15 protein-coding genes are annotated in these 16,155 nt (G+C 66.1%); 7 read left to right on the top strand and 8 right to left on the bottom strand.

Going from position 1 to position 16,155, the window contains the following annotated elements; all coding sequences use genetic code 11:
• Window positions 1–3 precede the first annotated feature (3 nt).
• Genes BM397_RS08795 through nqrF form a run of 5 tightly spaced genes read left to right on the top strand, consistent with a single transcriptional unit; the run spans window position 4 to window position 4,510 of the window.
• On the top strand, window positions 4–1,203 hold the full coding sequence (locus BM397_RS08795; protein ID WP_092423007.1) for an NADH:ubiquinone reductase (Na(+)-transporting) subunit B: 1,200 nt from the start codon (window positions 4–6) through the stop codon (window positions 1,201–1,203).
• Entirely contained in the window at window positions 1,196–2,005 is an 810-nt protein-coding gene (locus tag BM397_RS08800) for a Na(+)-translocating NADH-quinone reductase subunit C (RefSeq protein WP_092423009.1), read from the top strand. The genes BM397_RS08795 and BM397_RS08800 overlap by 8 nt, the downstream gene beginning before the upstream one ends.
• Window positions 2,005–2,658, top strand: a complete 654-nt coding sequence (locus BM397_RS08805) for an NADH:ubiquinone reductase (Na(+)-transporting) subunit D (RefSeq protein ID WP_092423011.1) — start codon at window positions 2,005–2,007, stop codon at window positions 2,656–2,658. Before BM397_RS08800 ends, BM397_RS08805 begins: the two co-directional genes overlap by 1 nt.
• Window positions 2,658–3,266 carry an NADH:ubiquinone reductase (Na(+)-transporting) subunit E gene (gene nqrE, locus BM397_RS08810; protein WP_092423013.1) on the top strand — a complete coding sequence of 203 codons (609 nt, stop codon included), beginning with the start codon at window positions 2,658–2,660 and terminating at the stop codon, window positions 3,264–3,266. The genes BM397_RS08805 and nqrE overlap by 1 nt, the downstream gene beginning before the upstream one ends.
• A 20-nt stretch (window positions 3,267–3,286) precedes the next feature.
• On the top strand, window positions 3,287–4,510 hold the full coding sequence (gene nqrF, locus BM397_RS08815) for an NADH:ubiquinone reductase (Na(+)-transporting) subunit F (RefSeq protein WP_092423015.1): 1,224 nt from the start codon (window positions 3,287–3,289) through the stop codon (window positions 4,508–4,510).
• A gap of 240 nt (window positions 4,511–4,750) precedes the next feature.
• On the opposite strand, the gene cynS is transcribed toward nqrF, so the two are convergent.
• From cynS to gloA2, 7 genes are all read right to left on the bottom strand, one after another.
• Window positions 4,751–5,218 carry a cyanase gene (gene cynS / locus BM397_RS08820; RefSeq protein ID WP_092423017.1) on the bottom strand — a complete coding sequence of 156 codons (468 nt, stop codon included), beginning with the start codon at window positions 5,216–5,218 and terminating at the stop codon, window positions 4,751–4,753.
• A gap of 34 nt (window positions 5,219–5,252) precedes the next feature.
• Window positions 5,253–6,974: a bifunctional protein-serine/threonine kinase/phosphatase gene (locus BM397_RS08825; protein WP_176806565.1), complete on the bottom strand. Its 1,722-nt coding sequence runs from the start codon at window positions 6,972–6,974 to the stop codon at window positions 5,253–5,255.
• Between the two features lie 76 nt (window positions 6,975–7,050).
• Window positions 7,051–7,896, bottom strand: a complete 846-nt coding sequence (locus tag BM397_RS08830) for a formate/nitrite transporter family protein (RefSeq protein WP_092423021.1) — start codon at window positions 7,894–7,896, stop codon at window positions 7,051–7,053.
• 36 nt (window positions 7,897–7,932) lie between these two features.
• Complete coding sequence (nirD, locus tag BM397_RS08835) at window positions 7,933–8,286, bottom strand: nitrite reductase small subunit NirD (protein ID WP_092423023.1); 354 nt, start codon at window positions 8,284–8,286, stop codon at window positions 7,933–7,935.
• A complete protein-coding gene (nirB, locus tag BM397_RS08840; RefSeq protein ID WP_092423025.1) occupies window positions 8,283–10,760 on the bottom strand; it encodes a nitrite reductase large subunit NirB in 2,478 nt (825 codons plus the stop codon). The genes nirD and nirB overlap by 4 nt, the downstream gene beginning before the upstream one ends.
• A gap of 465 nt (window positions 10,761–11,225) precedes the next feature.
• On the bottom strand, window positions 11,226–11,678 hold the full coding sequence (locus tag BM397_RS08845) for an RrF2 family transcriptional regulator (RefSeq protein ID WP_092423027.1): 453 nt from the start codon (window positions 11,676–11,678) through the stop codon (window positions 11,226–11,228).
• Window positions 11,679–11,767: 89 nt separating this feature from the next.
• Window positions 11,768–12,151 carry an SMU1112c/YaeR family gloxylase I-like metalloprotein gene (gene gloA2, locus BM397_RS08850; RefSeq protein WP_092423029.1) on the bottom strand — a complete coding sequence of 128 codons (384 nt, stop codon included), beginning with the start codon at window positions 12,149–12,151 and terminating at the stop codon, window positions 11,768–11,770.
• A gap of 132 nt (window positions 12,152–12,283) precedes the next feature.
• Between gloA2 and BM397_RS08855 the strand changes: the two genes are divergently transcribed.
• Window positions 12,284–13,699, top strand: coding sequence for a hypothetical protein (locus tag BM397_RS08855; protein ID WP_092423030.1), 1,416 nt, complete (start codon window positions 12,284–12,286; stop codon window positions 13,697–13,699).
• A gap of 155 nt (window positions 13,700–13,854) precedes the next feature.
• Here the strand turns inward: BM397_RS08855 and BM397_RS08860 are convergent, their stop codons facing one another.
• On the bottom strand, window positions 13,855–14,616 hold the full coding sequence (locus tag BM397_RS08860) for an NAD kinase (RefSeq protein WP_092423032.1): 762 nt from the start codon (window positions 14,614–14,616) through the stop codon (window positions 13,855–13,857).
• A gap of 185 nt (window positions 14,617–14,801) precedes the next feature.
• Between BM397_RS08860 and glyA the strand changes: the two genes are divergently transcribed.
• Window positions 14,802–16,097, top strand: coding sequence for a serine hydroxymethyltransferase (gene glyA, locus BM397_RS08865; protein ID WP_092423034.1), 1,296 nt, complete (start codon window positions 14,802–14,804; stop codon window positions 16,095–16,097).
• Window positions 16,098–16,155 lie beyond the last annotated feature (58 nt).

A 16,155-nucleotide genomic window follows, 5' to 3' on the forward strand; every position in this document is an offset into this window, starting at 1 on the left:
ACCTTGGGTCTGCGCAGTTTCTTCGATCGGATCGAGCCCCAATTCCTGAAGGGCGGCAGGTTCGAGAAATATTTCCCCGTCTACGAGATGGTGGAGAGCTTCATCTACACGCCGAAGACGGTGACCACCGTCGCGCCGCACGCCCGCTCGTACATCGATATGAAGCGGATCATGACCTATGTGGTCATCGCGACGATCCCCTGCATTCTCTTCGGCATGTACAACACCGGCCTGCAGACCAACATGGCGATCGCCGAATACGGTGCGTCGGGCTGGCGCGCGGCGATCATCGAGGCGCTCGGCATCGGCTTCAACCCGGCCAACCCGCTGGCGAACATCCTGCACGGGCTGCTGTATTTCCTGCCGATCTACATCGTGACGCTGATCGCGGGCGGCATCTTCGAAGTGATCTTCGCCGTGGTCCGGGGCCACGAGGTGAACGAGGGCTTCCTCGTGACCTCGATGCTCTACACGCTGATCATGCCCGCCTCCGCGCCGCTCTGGCAGGTCGCGCTCGGCATCATCTTCGGCGTGGTGATCGGCAAGGAAGTCTTTGGCGGCACCGGCAAGAACTTCCTCAACCCGGCGCTGGTCGGGCGGGCGTTCCTCTATTTCGCCTACCCCGCGCAGATGTCGGGTGACCGCATCTGGACCCCGGTCGACGGCTTCTCCGGCGCCACCGCGCTGTCGGTCAGCGCCAGCGACGGCGTCGCATCGCTGCCCGAGCATGGCATCAGCTGGATGGACGCCTTCGTCGGCACCATCCAAGGCTCCTTCGGCGAGACCTCGACCATCGCCTGTCTGCTCGGCCTTGCCTTCCTGCTCGCCACGAAGATCGCCAACTGGCGCCTGATCGTCGGCTGCCTCGGCGGCATGATCGCCTTCTCTTCGCTGCTGAACGTTATCGGCTCCGACAGCAACCCGATGTTCGCCATGCCCTGGTACTGGCACCTGGTGGTCGGCGGTTACGCCTTTGGCCTCGTGTTCATGGTGACCGAGCCGGTTTCGGCCTCGCACACCAACGTGGGCCGCTACATCTACGGCGCGCTGATCGGTTTCATGGTTGTGATGATCCGTGTCATCAACCCGGCCTTCCCAGAAGGCATGATGCTTGCGATCCTCTTCGGCAACGTCTTCGCGCCGCTGATCGACTACTTCGTCGTCCAGGCCAACATCAAGCGGAGGGCCAAGCGCAATGTCTGACACCAACGCAAACAAGGGCTTCATCCGCCGCTTCCTCGACATGCCGCCGGATTCCACCGTCAAGACGGTGACCGTGGCGGTGGTGCTCTGCCTCGTCGCCTCGATGGTGGTGTCGGCGGCGGCCGTGTCGCTGCGTCCGGTGCAGGACCTGAACCGCCTGCGCGACAAGCAGCGCAACGTTCTGGAAGTTGCCGGCGTCTACGAGCCGGGCATGGATATCGCCGAGGCCTTCAGCGACTTCGAGCCGCACGTGCTGGAACTCGCCACCGGCGAGTTCACCGACCAATATGAGATCGACACCTTCGAGGAACTCGCGACCTCGGGCGATCCGGCACTGGTGCGCGCGCTCGACGAAGACCCCGCGGGTCTTGGCGGCACGCAGCAGATCTTCCAGATGGTCTACATCCTGCGCGACGATGCGGGCGCGATCGACAAGGTGGTGCTGCCCATCGAAGGCTACGGCCTGTGGTCGACGCTCTACGGCTTCATCGCGCTGGAAGAGAACGGCAACGACATCTATGGCCTGCAGTTCTATCAGCAGGGCGAGACCCCCGGCCTTGGTGCCGAGGTCGACAACCCGCGCTGGAAGGCGCTCTGGAACGGCAAGAAGCTGCGTGACGAAGACGGCGCGCTGCAGATCACCGTCGCCAAGCAGCCGCCGGCCGCCGGCCAGGACTACTATATCGACGCGCTGGCCGGGGCGACCCTGACCTCGCGCGGTGTCGACAACCTTGTCCGCTTCTGGATGGGTGAACAGGGCTACGGCCCGTTCCTCGAGCGGCTTAAGGCAGGAGAGATCTGATGGCCCAGACCCGCAAATCGCAGCTCGTCGATCCGCTGATCGACAACAACCCGATCACCCTGCAGGTGCTGGGCATCTGCTCGGCGCTCGCGGTGACCTCCTCGCTGAAGGTCGCGCTGGTCATGGCCATCGCCGTGACGCTGGTGACCGCCTTCTCGTCGATGTTCATCTCGATGCTGCGCAACCAGATCCCCAGCTCGATCCGGATCATCGTGCAGATGGTCATCATCGCCAGCCTCGTGATCGTGGTCGACCAGCTGCTCAAGGCCTATGCCTACGAGATCTCCAAGACCCTGTCGGTCTTCGTCGGCCTGATCATCACCAACTGCATCGTGATGGGCCGCGCCGAAGCCTTCGCCATGAGCAACCCGCCGGTGGCCAGCTTCGTCGACGGCATCGGCAACGGCGCGGGCTACGGTCTGATCCTGATGGTCGTCGGCGTGATCCGCGAGCTCTTCGGCTCGGGCTCGCTGTTCGGCATCACCATCCTGCCGACGGTCAACAACGGTGGCTGGTACGTGCCGAACGGCCTGCTGCTGCTGCCGCCCTCGGCCTTCTTCGTCATCGGCCTGCTGATCTGGGCGATCCGCACCTGGAAGCCGGGTCAGGTCGAAGAGCGTGAATACAAGATCCAGAGCGTGGAGGCGCACTGATGGAAGGTCTCATCTCTCTCGCGGTCAAGGCGGTCTTCGTCGAGAACCTCGCCCTGTCCTTCTTCCTCGGGATGTGTACCTTCATCGCCGTGTCGAAGAAGATCTCGACCGCAATCGGTCTCGGCGTCTCGGTGATGGTCGTGCAGGCGATCACCGTGCCGGCCAACAACCTGATCCTGAGCTACCTGCTGGCGCCCGGCGCGCTGGCCTGGGCGGGCTTTCCCGACATCGACCTGACCTTCCTCGGCCTGATCTCCTACATCGGGGTGATCGCCGCGCTGGTGCAGATCCTCGAGATGGTGCTCGATAAGTACTTCCCGCCGCTCTACAACGCACTCGGTGTCTACCTGCCGCTGATCACCGTGAACTGCGCCATCCTTGGTGGCTCGCTGTTCATGGTCGAGCGGAACTACGACTTTGCCGAAAGCCTCACCTACGGCGTGTCGTCCGGCTTCGGCTGGGCGCTGGCGATCACCGCGATGGCCGGTGTGCGCGAGAAGCTGAAGTATTCGGACATTCCCGACGGGCTTCAGGGTCTCGGCATCACCTTCATCACCGCGGGTCTGATGGCCATGGCCTTCATGTCCTTCAGCGGCGTGAAACTCTGAGGCAGGAGGACTAGGAACTCATGGAAACTTTCAGCCTCGGCGTCATCCTCTTCACCCTGATCGTGATCGCGCTGGTGACCATCATCCTGCTGGCGCGCTCGCGGCTGGTGTCGACGGGCAACGTCAACATCACCATCAACGGCGAGAAGACCATCTCGGTCCCCGCCGGCGGCAAGCTGCTGCAGACCCTGGCCGGTCAGAAGCTCTTTGTCCCCTCCGCCTGCGGCGGCGGCGGCACCTGCGCGCAGTGCCGGGTGCGGGTGCATTCGGGTGGCGGGTCGATCCTGCCCACCGAAGAGAGCCACATCACCAAGCGCGAGGCCGCCTGCGGCGACCGCCTGTCCTGTCAGGTCGCGGTCAAGCAGGACATGGAGATCGAGGTCCCCGAAGAGGTCTTCGGCGTCAAGAAGTGGGAATGCGAGGTTATCTCGAACGAGAACGTCGCCACCTTCATCAAGGCGCTGGTCCTGAAACTGCCGGAAGGCGAGGACGTCAACTTCCGCGCCGGTGGCTACATTCAGATCGAAGCACCCGCGCACAAGCTGTCGTACAAGGACTTCGACGTCGCCGAGGAATACCGGAGCGACTGGGACAAGTTTAACCTCTGGCAGTACGAGTCGACGGTGACCGAGCCGATCGAGCGGGCCTATTCGATGGCCAACTACCCGGATGAAAAGGGCATCATCATGCTCAACGTCCGCGTGGCTTCGCCGCCGCCGGGCTCCACCGGCATCCCTGCAGGTCAGATGTCTTCCTACATCTTCAACCTCAAGCCCGGCGACAAGGTCACCATCTCCGGACCGTTCGGCGAGTTCTTCGCCCGCGACACGAAGAAGGAAATGGTCTTCATCGGCGGCGGCGCGGGCATGGCCCCCATGCGCTCGCACATCTTCGACCAGCTCAAGCGTCTCGAGAACCGCGACCGGAAGATCTCCTTCTGGTACGGCGCCCGCTCCAAGCGCGAGATGTTCTTCGTCGAGGATTTCGACGAGCTGGCCAAGGAGTTCGACAACTTCGAATGGCACGTCGCCCTGTCGGACGCGCTGCCCGAGGACGAGTGGAAGGGCTACACCGGCTTCATTCACAACGTGCTCTTCGAAGAGTATCTGAAGAACCACCCGAACCCCGAGGACTGCGAGTTCTACATGTGCGGCCCGCCCATCATGAACCAGTCGGTGATCAACATGCTGCTGGATCTGGGCGTCGACCGCGAGGACATCATGCTCGACGACTTCGGCGGCTGATCTGGCCTGCAGAATTCGAAAAGGGGGGCTTCGGCCCCCCTTTTTTCTTTGGCGTGGTGCTGCATTCGCGCGAAGCTAAGGCGGATCAGGCTGTCGCTTTGTCGCGGTTGCCCATCGGTCGGAAGGTGCCCGGATTTGTCTGGATAAAGCACAGACTTCGGGCGTGAGCGGCCCATTCCATCGGCACGCGCCCGCACGACTATCGCCGCGCTTCGGCAATATCTCCGCCCGAGGCGGCCCTCACCAGGCGTTGTAGCCGAGGTACTTGCCCGACATCTCGATCTTCACCCGGTCGCCTTTCTCGTGCGGCACGCGGGTCACCTCCATGTCAAAGTCGATCGCCGACATGATGCCGTCGCCGAACTCCTCGTGGATCAGCGCCTTGATGGTCGGCCCGTAGACGCCGACGATCTCGTAAAGGCGGTAGATACAGGGATCGGTCGGCACGGTCTGGCTCCAGACCTTGGTGGGGCTTTCCGAGAGCACCTCGGCGGCCTCGGCGGGAAGTTCCAGAACTGCTACCAGTGCGGAGGCTTTCTCCGGCGGCATCGCGTTCATGCCCACGCAGGCGGAATGGGTCCAGACCGGCGACATGCCGATGGCGCTGGCGATGCCGTCCCAGCTCAGGCCCGCGCGCTTCTTGGCGGCGAGGATCAGCGCGGCGACGTCGTCCTTGGTCAAGTTCTGCGGGATGAGGGCGTCCTTCATGGCAGTTCTCCTTGGCTTGGGGTGGGTCGTGAAATCAGCCGCCCAGCTGGGCGGCGAGGATGAGGCAGAGCGCTGCGAGGATCGCCGAGACGCCTTGCCAGAAACGGAGCGGATTGCGGGCCGCCAGCGGGCGGCGGTGCGCCGCCTGCCAGCCCGGCGAGGGCCGGCGCAGGCTGGCGAGGAATTCCGAGAGAGCGTCGGGGCGGCGCAGGGGATCGGGATGCAGCGCGCGCGCCAGCGCCTCGTCCATCCACAGGGGCACGGCACTCTTCTCGTCGCAGGCGGAACGATAGACGAGCCGCATCTGGTCCCGGCGCGAGGCGACGCGGGCCACTTGCGTGCCATAGGGCAGAAGGCCGGTCAGCATTTCATAGGCGATCACCGCCAGCGCGAACATGTCCGACCGCCAGCTGACCACGTCGCCCGAGAGATACTCGGGCGCGGTGTACTGGTAGGTGCCGGGCAGAGCGCCCATGAGGCCGGGGGTAGCCTCCTCGACCCCTGCGACGGCGACCGAGCCGAAGTCGATGATCCGCACCGTGCCGCTTGCGTCGATCAGGATGTTCTCTGGACGGATGTCCTGATGGATCATCTCGCGGCGGTGGAGCGCGCGTAGGCCGTCCGCGACCTGGGTGACGATGCCGCGCGCCTCGTCGAGCGAGGGTTTCGGGTGGTCGGTCATCCACTGGCGCAGGGTGACGCCCTCGACGAACTCGGTGACCCCGTAGAGCGCGCTGCGCGGGCCGGGCAGGGGCGCGGCGCGCAGCACGTGCGGGCTGTCGATGCGGCGGGCGACCCAATCCTCGAGCAGGAAGCGGCGGCGCGCCTCGGGATCCTCGACGATTTCGGAGGCGGGGATCTTCAGCGCCACCTTGCTGCCGTCCGGCGCTTCGGCGAGGAAGACATGGCTGCGCGCGGAGTGGTGCAGGGGGCGCAGGACGCGGAAGCCGTCGATCTCCTGTCCCGGTTTCGGCAGGGGCGGGACCGGCAATACCGCCGCCTCGTCGCCGAGCGCTGCGGTCCCGGGGTCGGGTAAGGCATCGACTCGCAGCACCTGCGCCGTAAGATTGTCGCGCGAGCCGCGCTGTAGGGCGAGGCCGACGAGATGTTCGGCCACCGCGTCGAGATCAGCAGTCCGCTCCAGCGCCGCGCGCAGGTCGCGGCCGGTGACATGCGCGTGCACTCCGTCCGTGGTCAGCAGGAAGACATCGCCCGCCTGCAGCGGGATCCGGCGGTGGTTGATGCGCAGCTCGGCAGAGATGCCCATGGCGCGCGACAGCAGCCCGCCGCTCACGTGGTTCTCGGTCAGCGGCTCGAGGCTGTCCCCGGCGAGACGCGCAATGCGGCTGTCGCCGATGTGGAAGAGATGCGCCTCGCACCCCTTCAGCACCATGGCCGAGAGGGTGCAGACAAAGCCTCGGTCGGGATCGCCCGGCGCGACGGCGCGGCTCTGCCCGTAGAGCCAGCGGTTGGTGGCCGCGATCACCCGCCCGGCGGCGGTCTGCACGGTCCAGCTCTCGGGGGTGTCGTAATAGTCGGTGACCAGCGCACCCACGGCCATCTCGGCGGCGGTGCGGGCGTGCGGGCTGGTGGAGATGCCATCTGCCAGCGCGACCACCGCGCCCTTCAGTGCCAGCTGGCCGCCTTCGGGGAGTAGCGCGCCGTGGAAATCCTGCATCTGCGGCTTCATACCCTGCCGGGCGTGCTGGCCGAGCGAGAGGTGCAGGCTCTGGGTCATGGCGCTGTCTCGGGGCATGGCGGGCTCTGGAGCGGGAAAAGGAAAAAAGAAAAGAGGCCCCGCACGGTGGCGGGGCCCAAGTCGAGGTCAACTCTTATTCGGCCGGGAAGCCTGCGGTGTCGTCGTTGCGGACCGCGTTGCGCTTCGGCGATTCACGGAAGTGGGTGGCGTAGATCATCCCGCCCACGAAGGTCAGACCGCCGACGAGGTTGCCCAGAACCACGGGGATCTCGTTGTAGACGAAGTAGTCAACCCAGGTGAACTGACCGCCCAGCATGATGCCCGAGGGGAAGAGGAACATGTTGACGATCGAGTGCTCGAAGCCGAGGTAGAAGAACACCAGGATCGGCATCCACATGGCCATGATCTTGCCGCCGGTGGAGGAGGACATCATCGCGGCGACCACGCCGGTCGAGACCATCCAGTTGCACATCACGGCGCGGACGAAGACGGTCAGCAGGCCTGCGCCGCCGGCGGCGGCATAGCCGAGTGTCCGGGCTTCGCCGATGGTGCCGATTTTCTGACCGACGGCATTTGGTTCGGTCGAGAAGCCCATGGTGAAGATCACCGCCATCATGACCGCGGTTGTCATGGCGCCCGCGAAGTTGCCGCAGAACACCAGGCCCCAGTTGCGGAAGACGCCGCCCCAGGTGCAGCCCGGACGCTTGGCGATCACCGCCAGCGGCGCGAGGGTGAAGACGCCGGTCAGCAGATCGAAGCCCATCAGGTAGAGCATGCAGAAGCCGACCGGGAAGAGCAGCGAGGCGACGAGGAAGTTGCCGGTGTTGACCGCGATGGTCACCGCGAAGGCGGCGGCAAGCGCGAGGATGGCCCCGGCCATATAGGCGCGGATGAGCGTGTCCTTGGTGGACATGAAGATCTTGGATTCGCCGGCGTCGACCATCTTGGCCGCGAATTCCTTGGGAGCGATATACGACATTTTGCGTATCCTTTTCTAAGGGTTCGGAGCCTGAGGTCAGGCGCCCTGTTGCAGGTTCGATTCGAGGTTCAGGTAGATGTCCCGACCGTCGAGACGGACGGGGAAGGAGGCGGTGCGGCCGTCGTCGGCGCCTGTGGCGGCACCGGTCTCGAGCGAGATCACCCAGTTGTGCAGGGGGCATGTGACGCAGCCGCCGTGCACGATGCCCTGGCTGAGAGGCCCGTTCTTGTGCGGGCACTTGTCTTCGAGCGCGAAGATCCGGTCATCCGCGGTGCGGAAGACGGCAATCTTGGTCTCCCCGTTCTCGACGCAGCGCGCGCCTTGGCTGGGGATGTCGTCGATGGAGCCGATGAGGCGCCATGCGTTCGTGTCGCGGGTGAGGGCGTTCATTCTGCAGGCTCCACCTTGGCGGTTGCGGGGGCAGCCTCTTCGCCGAAGACGGCAAGCGGCTTGAATTCGTGCTTGTCGACGCCCGAGACGCGCTCCGACCACGGATCGGTCTGGGCAAACTGCTGGCTGAAGACGAAGCGCTCGTAATAGGCGCGGCGGCTGCCTGTATCGTCGAGGATCGCGGCCTTGACGGTGTCGTAGCCGACGCGCTCGGCCCATTTGTAGATGCGCTCGAGGTAGAAACCCTGCTCGCGGTACATCTGGGTCATGGCGGCGGCGACCTCGATCACCTCCTCCTCGGTCTTCACCGTGCCGAGCTTGGTGGTGCCCTGGATGTGCAGGCCCGCGGCGCCGCCGTAAACGATCTCGTAGCCGCTATCGACGCAGATCACCCCGATGTCCTTGCAGGTCGCCTCGGCGCAGTTGCGCGGGCATCCGGTCACGGCGAGCTTGACCTTGGCCGGCGTCCAGGAGCCCCATAGGAACTTCTCGAGCTTGATGCCGAGGCCGGTGCTGTCCTGCGTGCCGAAGCGGCACCAGGTGGAGCCGACGCAGGTCTTCACCGTGCGCAGACCCTTGGCATAGGCGTGGCCCGAGACCAGCCCCGCCGCGTTGAGGTCGGCCCAGACCGCCGGAAGGTCTTCCTTCTTCACGCCCAAGAGGTCGATGCGCTGGCCGCCGGTCACCTTCACGTCGGGGATGGCGAACTTGTCGACCACATCCGCGATGGCGCGCAGCTCGTCCGAGGAGGTCATCCCGCCCCACATCCGCGGCACGACGGAATAGGTGCCGTCCTTCTGGATGTTGGCGTGCACGCGTTCGTTGATGAAGCGGCTCTGCTGGTCGTCCTTGTATTCGCCCGGCCAGTCGCTCAGCAGATAGTAGTTCAGCGCGGGGCGGCACTTGGCGCAGCCGTGCGAGCTCTTCCACTCCAGCTCCTGCATCACGGCGGGGATGCTCTTCAGCCCCTGCGCCTTGATCAGGCGGCGCACCTCGCCATGGCCGAGGTCGGTGCAGCCGCACATGCCTTCGGCCTTCTTGGAGAATGTGTCGCCAAGCGTCAGTGCCATGACCGACTCCACGAGCCCGGTGCAGGTGCCGCAGGAGGCGCTGGCCTTGGTGTGGGCGCGCACTTCTGCGAGCGACGTCAGCCCCTTGTCGTTGATTGCCTGTACGATCTTGCCCTTGCAGATGCCGTTGCAGCCGCAGATCTCCGCGTCGTCAGAGAGGTTGGCGACGGCGGCGAGAGGATCGGCGGCCATCCCGCCGCCCTGATGCGCCTGCCCGAAGATCAGCGTGTCCCGTATGTCGGACACATCCTCGCCGGACTTCAGCAGTTCGTTGTACCACATGCCGTCGGCGACATCGCCGTAGAGCACGGCGCCGATCACCCGGTTGCCCTGCAGGATCACCCGGCGGTAGCTGCCGCGGGCGGCGTCGCGCAGCACCACGTCCTCGCGGTCCGGCCCATCGCCGAAGTCGCCCACCGAATAGAGGTTGATGCCGGTGACCTTCAGCTTGGTCGGCGTCTCGGCATGGGCGAAGGCAGCCTCGGAGACACCGGCGAGATGCCCGGCGGCGACCTTGGCCATCTGGTAGAGCGGCGCGACCAGCCCGTAGACACGGCCGTCCACCTCGGCGCATTCGCCGACGGAGAAGATGTCGGGATCGGAGGTGCACATGGCCAGATCGGTCTGGATACCGCGCCCCACGTCGAGCCCGGCGTCGCGGGCGAGATCCACCGAGGGGCGGATGCCCACGGCCATGACCACCAGCGAGGCATCGATAACGGTGCCGTCCTCCAGCTCGACGCCTTCGACCTCGCTGTCGCCGAGGATCATCTTGGTGTTGGCACCGCAGCGCACCTCGATGCCGCGGCTTTCCAGCTCCTTCTGCAGCAGGTAACCGGCGGCGGGGTCGAGCTGGCGCTCCATGAGGGTCGGCATGAGGTGCAGCACGGTCACCTCCATGCCGCGCGATTTCAGACCGGCGGCGGCCTCGAGACCAAGCAGGCCGCCGCCGATCACCACGGCGCGGCCACCCCTATTGGCCGCCCGCAGCATTCCGTCCACGTCGTCGAGATCGCGGTACGCCAGCACGCCGGGCAGCTTGTGCCCCGGCACGGGGATGATGAAGGGCGAGGAGCCGGTGGCGATCACCAGCTTGTCGTAGGCGGCGGTGATGCCGCTCGCGCCGGTGACCACGCGGGCCGCACGGTCGATGCCGGTGACCTTCTCGCCGCGGTGCAGGGTGATGCCGCGCTCGGCATACCAGTCGTCGCCGTGGATGATGATGTCTTCAAAGGTCTTCTCGCCCGAGAGCACCGGCGAGAGCATGATGCGGTCGTAGTTCACCCGCGGTTCGGCGTTGAAGATGGTGACGTCATAGGCATCGGGGGCGGCCTCGAAGAGGTGCTCCAGAAGGCGGCCGGGGGCCATGCCGTTGCCGATGATGACGAGGCGCTGTTTGGACATGAGGGGACTCCGGTTTCAGCGAGAAGCGGAACGGGAGATCCCGGGCCGCGGCGATTTCTGTCAGGGAAAACGTAAGGTTGGCGCTTGCGTAAACCCACGGACCGACATGTGTCGGAGCGAAGATGCAGCGCCATTGCTGCCTGCCCACTTGGGGCTCTTGACGGAAATTGCCGCGCCGTTGCGGCGGGGGTCGCGGACTGTCGCGACCCGGATTAATCATTCGTTACGACCGAATGTTATTTTCGCGCAAGAGATCTCTCGGGTGTAGAGGCGAATTTTTCGAAAATTGCGCCGCCAGACCCGGATTCTGCGCGCGCCGCGGGCGAAAAGCGCGCCGCCTGCGTGCAATTTCAGCAGAGAAATGACGCGACCTAGACGGTGATTGACCGGGGAATGCCGCGCGAGCAAGGGGGGAACCCGGCGCTGGAACCGCTCCGGCGGTCCCGGATCAGTCCGGATTCGCGCTCAGTCGCGGCCTTCGTCCAGCGGCTCCGACGGCACCGAAGCAAGCAGAAGTGACAGAGTCTTTGGATGCGCGTGGAGCGCATCGGCGAGGCTGTACTGGTTGAGATGCGCGTAGAAGGCCAGCTTCGCCTCGCGGAGCGCGCGGGTCAGCCCGCAGGCCCCCTTGAGAATGCAGCTCGAGCAATCCACCATCGAGGTGTCGCCCTCCATGTAGCGGGCGATCTCGCCGACATGGATCTCCTCCGCCGCCCGGGCCAGCTCGACCCCACCCGCACGCCCGCGGGTCGTCTTCAGGAAGCCGCCGTCAACGAGGTTCTTGACCACCTTCATCAGATTGCCATGCGAAAGCCCGTGCGCCTGGGCGATCTCGGAGATCGAGACCAGCCGGTCCTGCCGGGCGCCGAGGTAGAGGCAGACGCGCAGTGCGTAATCTGTGAATTTCGAAAGATGCATGGCCGGTAACGTCGTCGTGAGTGCAAGGACGCTGGCGAAAAATTCCCGAAACGTCAACTTTTCGGGTCATGCGCAGAGCCGCGCCCGCGTCAGATCTCGTAGAGCTCCAGTGGCAGCCCGTCGGGATCCGCGAAGAAGGTGAACCGCTTGCCGGTCAGCGGATCGACCCGCACCGGCTCGACCTCGACGCCCGCGTCTTCCAGCCAGCGCATGGCCCCGGCCACATCGGCGACGCGGAAGGCCAGGTGGCGCAGCCCCTTGGCCTCGGGCCGCGAGGGGCGGTCAGGCGGTTCGGGGAAGCTGAACAATTCGAGCTGGCCGCCGCCGGGCACCGCGAGATCGAGCTTCCAGCTGTCCCGCTCGGTGCGGTGGGTTTCGGCGATGACCTCCAGCCCCAGAAGATCGACGTAGAAGGCGCGGCTGCGGGCGTAGTCGCCACAGATCAGCGCCACGTGGTGCAGGCCTTGCAGCATCAGGCGTCCCTTCGGTTTGCTGCCCTACTTATGGCGTGTTGCGCCGGTCGGTCCAATGCGAAACAGGTGGAGCGGGGGAGTTTACCTTCCATTCAGATCCGGCGCGCAGGCTCTTGGCAAAGGAGATCCGCCATGACCCTGCCCATCCAGCCCAACCCGCCCCAGATGCTGCCGACGCTGTTTGGCAGCCTGTCCCTCTCGCTGTTGCGCGCCAGCGCGGGGCCCGGCGGCGCGAGCGCCGAGATCGGCTCTGCGTCGCTGGGCCTCGCACAGGGCGCCGCGGGGGCGGAACCGGGGGCACCGGATGCGCGCGGCGCGGATGGGCTGCTGCTTGCGGCGGAGGGCAGGGTTTCGGCGCAGGCCGGGGCCGCCGAACCCGAGGACCGGAGCCTCGGCGAGGCGCGCGAGCGCGGGCTCCATCGGATCCGGTCGCGGATGCGGCATCTCGCCCGGGCCTTGGCGCGGCTGGACAGGGGGGTGGCGATCCGCTCGGGCGCCACTGCCGCGAGCTATTCCAGCGCCGAGGCGCAGGCGAGCTTCGCCAGCTACGGCGGCAATGATGCGCTCTCGGTCTCCGCCCGGTCGCTGTCGGGGGTCTACACGGGCACCGGTCACGACGCCCTCGCGCTCTCGGCGCAGCGGGTCGAGGGGGTCTATACCGACGTGTCGCCCTGGGGGCGTGGTGGCGGCGGAAACGATGCGGTGGCGATCCGCGCGGGCGAGGTGGCCTCGGTCTTCACCGGTGGCGGCAATGACGCGCTGGCCATCGCGGCGCAGAGCGTGCGGGGTATCTACAGCGGCTCCGGCAGCGACGCGGTCAGCATCGCCGCCGAGATCGTGCACGACATCTACACCGATCCGGGCCCGCGCGCGCGCCGCGCAGGGGGCGACGACACGGTGACGCTGCAGGGGCGGCAGGTCAGCTCGGTCCATACGGGCGGCGGGGACGATGCGGTCACGATTGCCGCCGAGAGCGTTGATCGCCTGTACACCGGCAAAGGGGCGGATGCGGTGACAATCTCCGCCGGGCGCGTGGGCGGCCTCTACACGGGTGCCGGGCGCGATGCGATCAGCGTCGATGCCACATCCGGCCGGTCGCAGGCCCTGACGTCGGGCGACGTGCCGCCGACCGAGGGTGAGACCGTAGAAGACCGCCTGCAGGCCGCGCGGAGCACTGTCGCGGACATCAACGCGGGGGCAGGGGACGACGCGATTTCCTTGAAGGTGACGGAGGCAATCGCTCTCGAAGCGGGTCGGGGCGACGACGCGATCACGCTCAACGGCGGAACCGTGGCGCTGCGCTACGGTCTCGGCGACGGGAACGACATCGTTTCGCTTGCTCCCGGCGCGGAGGTTCTGGTGCAACTGGGCGCGGATGTCGCCGACTGGTCGGTCACGCAGGAAGGGGACACGCTGTTGCTGCAGATCGGCGAGGGATCGATCCGTTTCGAGGGCGTGGGCGCCAGCATCGCGATCGGCATCACCCGCACGGATGACCCGGAGGTCGAGCTGCTGCACGCGCAGGTGCCGCTCGACGCGGTGGCATGATCCTTTCGAGGTGATCGGGACGGTGTGTCTGGGATTGTGTGTCTGGGGCGGCGTGACCGGCACTGCTGCCCGGATAGGCGTATGTGGATTGGCCCGGGCCGAGGTGGCGTGACCGGTGTCGGCTGACCGCAGCGCGTGGCGCGCGCGTGGCGCGCCTAGACGAACTGCTCTCGGATCAGCCGCTCTTCCAGCCCGTGCCCCGGATCGAACATCACCCGGTGTGCCACGTCGGGGGCCGAGCGGATGTCCACCCGCACCACGTCCCGCACCGACTCGCTGTCGGCCTCGGCCATCACCGGGCGCTTCTCGTGTTCGAGCACCTCGAAACTGACCTCGGCAGCCTTGGGCAGCAGCGCGCCGCGCCAGCGCCGCGGGCGGAAAGCGGCGACGGCGGTCAGCGCCAGCACCTCGGAGCCGATGGGCAGGATCGGCCCGTGGGCCGAGTAGTTGTAGGCGGTCGATCCGGCTGGCGTGGCCAGCAGCGCGCCATCGCAGACCAGTTCAGGCAGGCGCAGCTTGCCGTCGACATGGATCGCCAGCCGCGCGGCCTGCGGGCCGGTGCGCAGCAGCGAGACCTCGTTGATCGCCAGTGCCTCGTGTACCGTGCCGTCGACCGTGGTGGCGGACATCGACAGCGGATTGATCACCGCTTCCTCGGCCTCCTCCAGCCGCTCTTCCAGCCGGTGCTCGGAGTAGGCGTTCATCAGGAAACCCACGGTGCCCCGGTTCATGCCGTAGACCGGCACGTTCAGTTCCTGCGTGCGGTGCAGGGTCTGCAGCATGAAGCCGTCGCCCCCAAGTGCCACGATCACGTCGGCACCGCGCTCGGCGTGATCACCGTAGCGGCGCGACAGCGCGGCATGGGCCGCCTGGGCGATCGGCGCGCGCGAGGCGCAGAAGGCAATTCTCAGAGACATCGGGCTTTCGGTGGTCCTGCGGTTTCCTGTCCCCTCCGGGATGTTCCGAAACAATCACAAGTTTTCCCCGGCGGCCAGACACGCCGGAAGAGAAACACAAGCTGTCGCTTTGACATCTTTGCGTTACGCGCGGTTTCCAGTACTCAGGCGCCGGAACTCGAATCCTTGACACCCGGAGACTGCCCATGACCGCCGCGCCCAGCGACACCGGCTTTTTCACCGAAGAGCTTTCCTCCCGCGATCCCGAACTCTTCGCGTCCATCACCGGCGAGCTCGGCCGCCAGCGCGACGAGATCGAGCTGATCGCTTCCGAGAACATCGTCTCCCGTGCCGTCATGCAGGCGCAGGGCTCGGTGCTCACCAACAAATACGCCGAAGGTTACCCGGGCAAGCGCTACTACGGCGGCTGTGACTGGGTCGACGTGGCCGAGAACCTGGCCATCGACCGCGCCAAGCAGCTCTTCGGCTGCGAGTTCGTCAACGTGCAGCCGAACTCCGGTTCGCAGGCCAACCAGGGCGTCTACCAGGCGCTGATCCAGCCCGGCGACACCATCCTCGGCATGAGCCTCGACGCCGGCGGTCACCTGACCCACGGTGCCAAGCCCAACCAGTCGGGCAAGTGGTTCAACGCCATTCAGTACGGCGTGCGCAAGCAGGACAACCGTCTGGACTACGATCAGGTTCAGGAGCTCGCCAACGAGCACAAGCCCAAGCTGATCGTCGCCGGCGGCTCGGCCATCCCGCGCCAGATCGATTTCGCCAAGATGCGCGAGATCGCCGACAGCGTCGGTGCCTACCTGATGGTCGACATGGCGCACTTCGCGGGCCTCGTGGCCGGCGGCGAGCATCCCTCGCCCTTCCCGCACGCGCATGTGGCCACCACCACCACGCACAAGACCCTGCGCGGCCCGCGCGGCGGCATGATCCTGACCAACGACGAGACCATCGCCAAGAAGGTCAACTCGGCGATCTTCCCCGGCATTCAGGGCGGCCCGCTGATGCATGTCATTGCCGGTAAGGCCGTGGCCTTCGGCGAGGCGCTGCGCCCCGAGTTCAAGGCCTATGCCAAGCAGGTGATCGCCAACGCTCAGGCGCTGTCGGACCAGCTGATCAAGGGCGGGCTCGACACGGTGACCCATGGCACCGACACCCACGTGGTGCTGGTCGACCTGCGCCCCAAGGGCGTGAAGGGCAACGCCACCGAGAAGGCGCTCGGCCGCGCGCATATCACCTGCAACAAGAACGGCGTGCCGTTCGACCCGGAAAAGCCGACCGTGACCTCGGGCATCCGTCTGGGCTCGCCCGCCGGCACCACCCGCGGCTTCGGCGAGGCGGAGTTCCGCAAGATCGCCGACTGGATCATCGAAGTCGTCGACGGTCTGGCGGCCAACGGTGAGGATGGCAACGCCGAGGTCGAAGCCAAGGTGAAGGGTGAAGTCGAGGAGTTCCTCAAGGGCTTCCCGATCTACCCGACGCTCTGAGCTTCGGTTCGGTGAGAGATTGAGGGGGCGGGCCGCAAGGCCCGCCCTTTCCTATTTT

The sequence above is a fragment of the Alloyangia pacifica genome, assembly GCF_900116195.1.
Classification (GTDB): domain Bacteria; phylum Pseudomonadota; class Alphaproteobacteria; order Rhodobacterales; family Rhodobacteraceae; genus Salipiger; species Salipiger pacificus.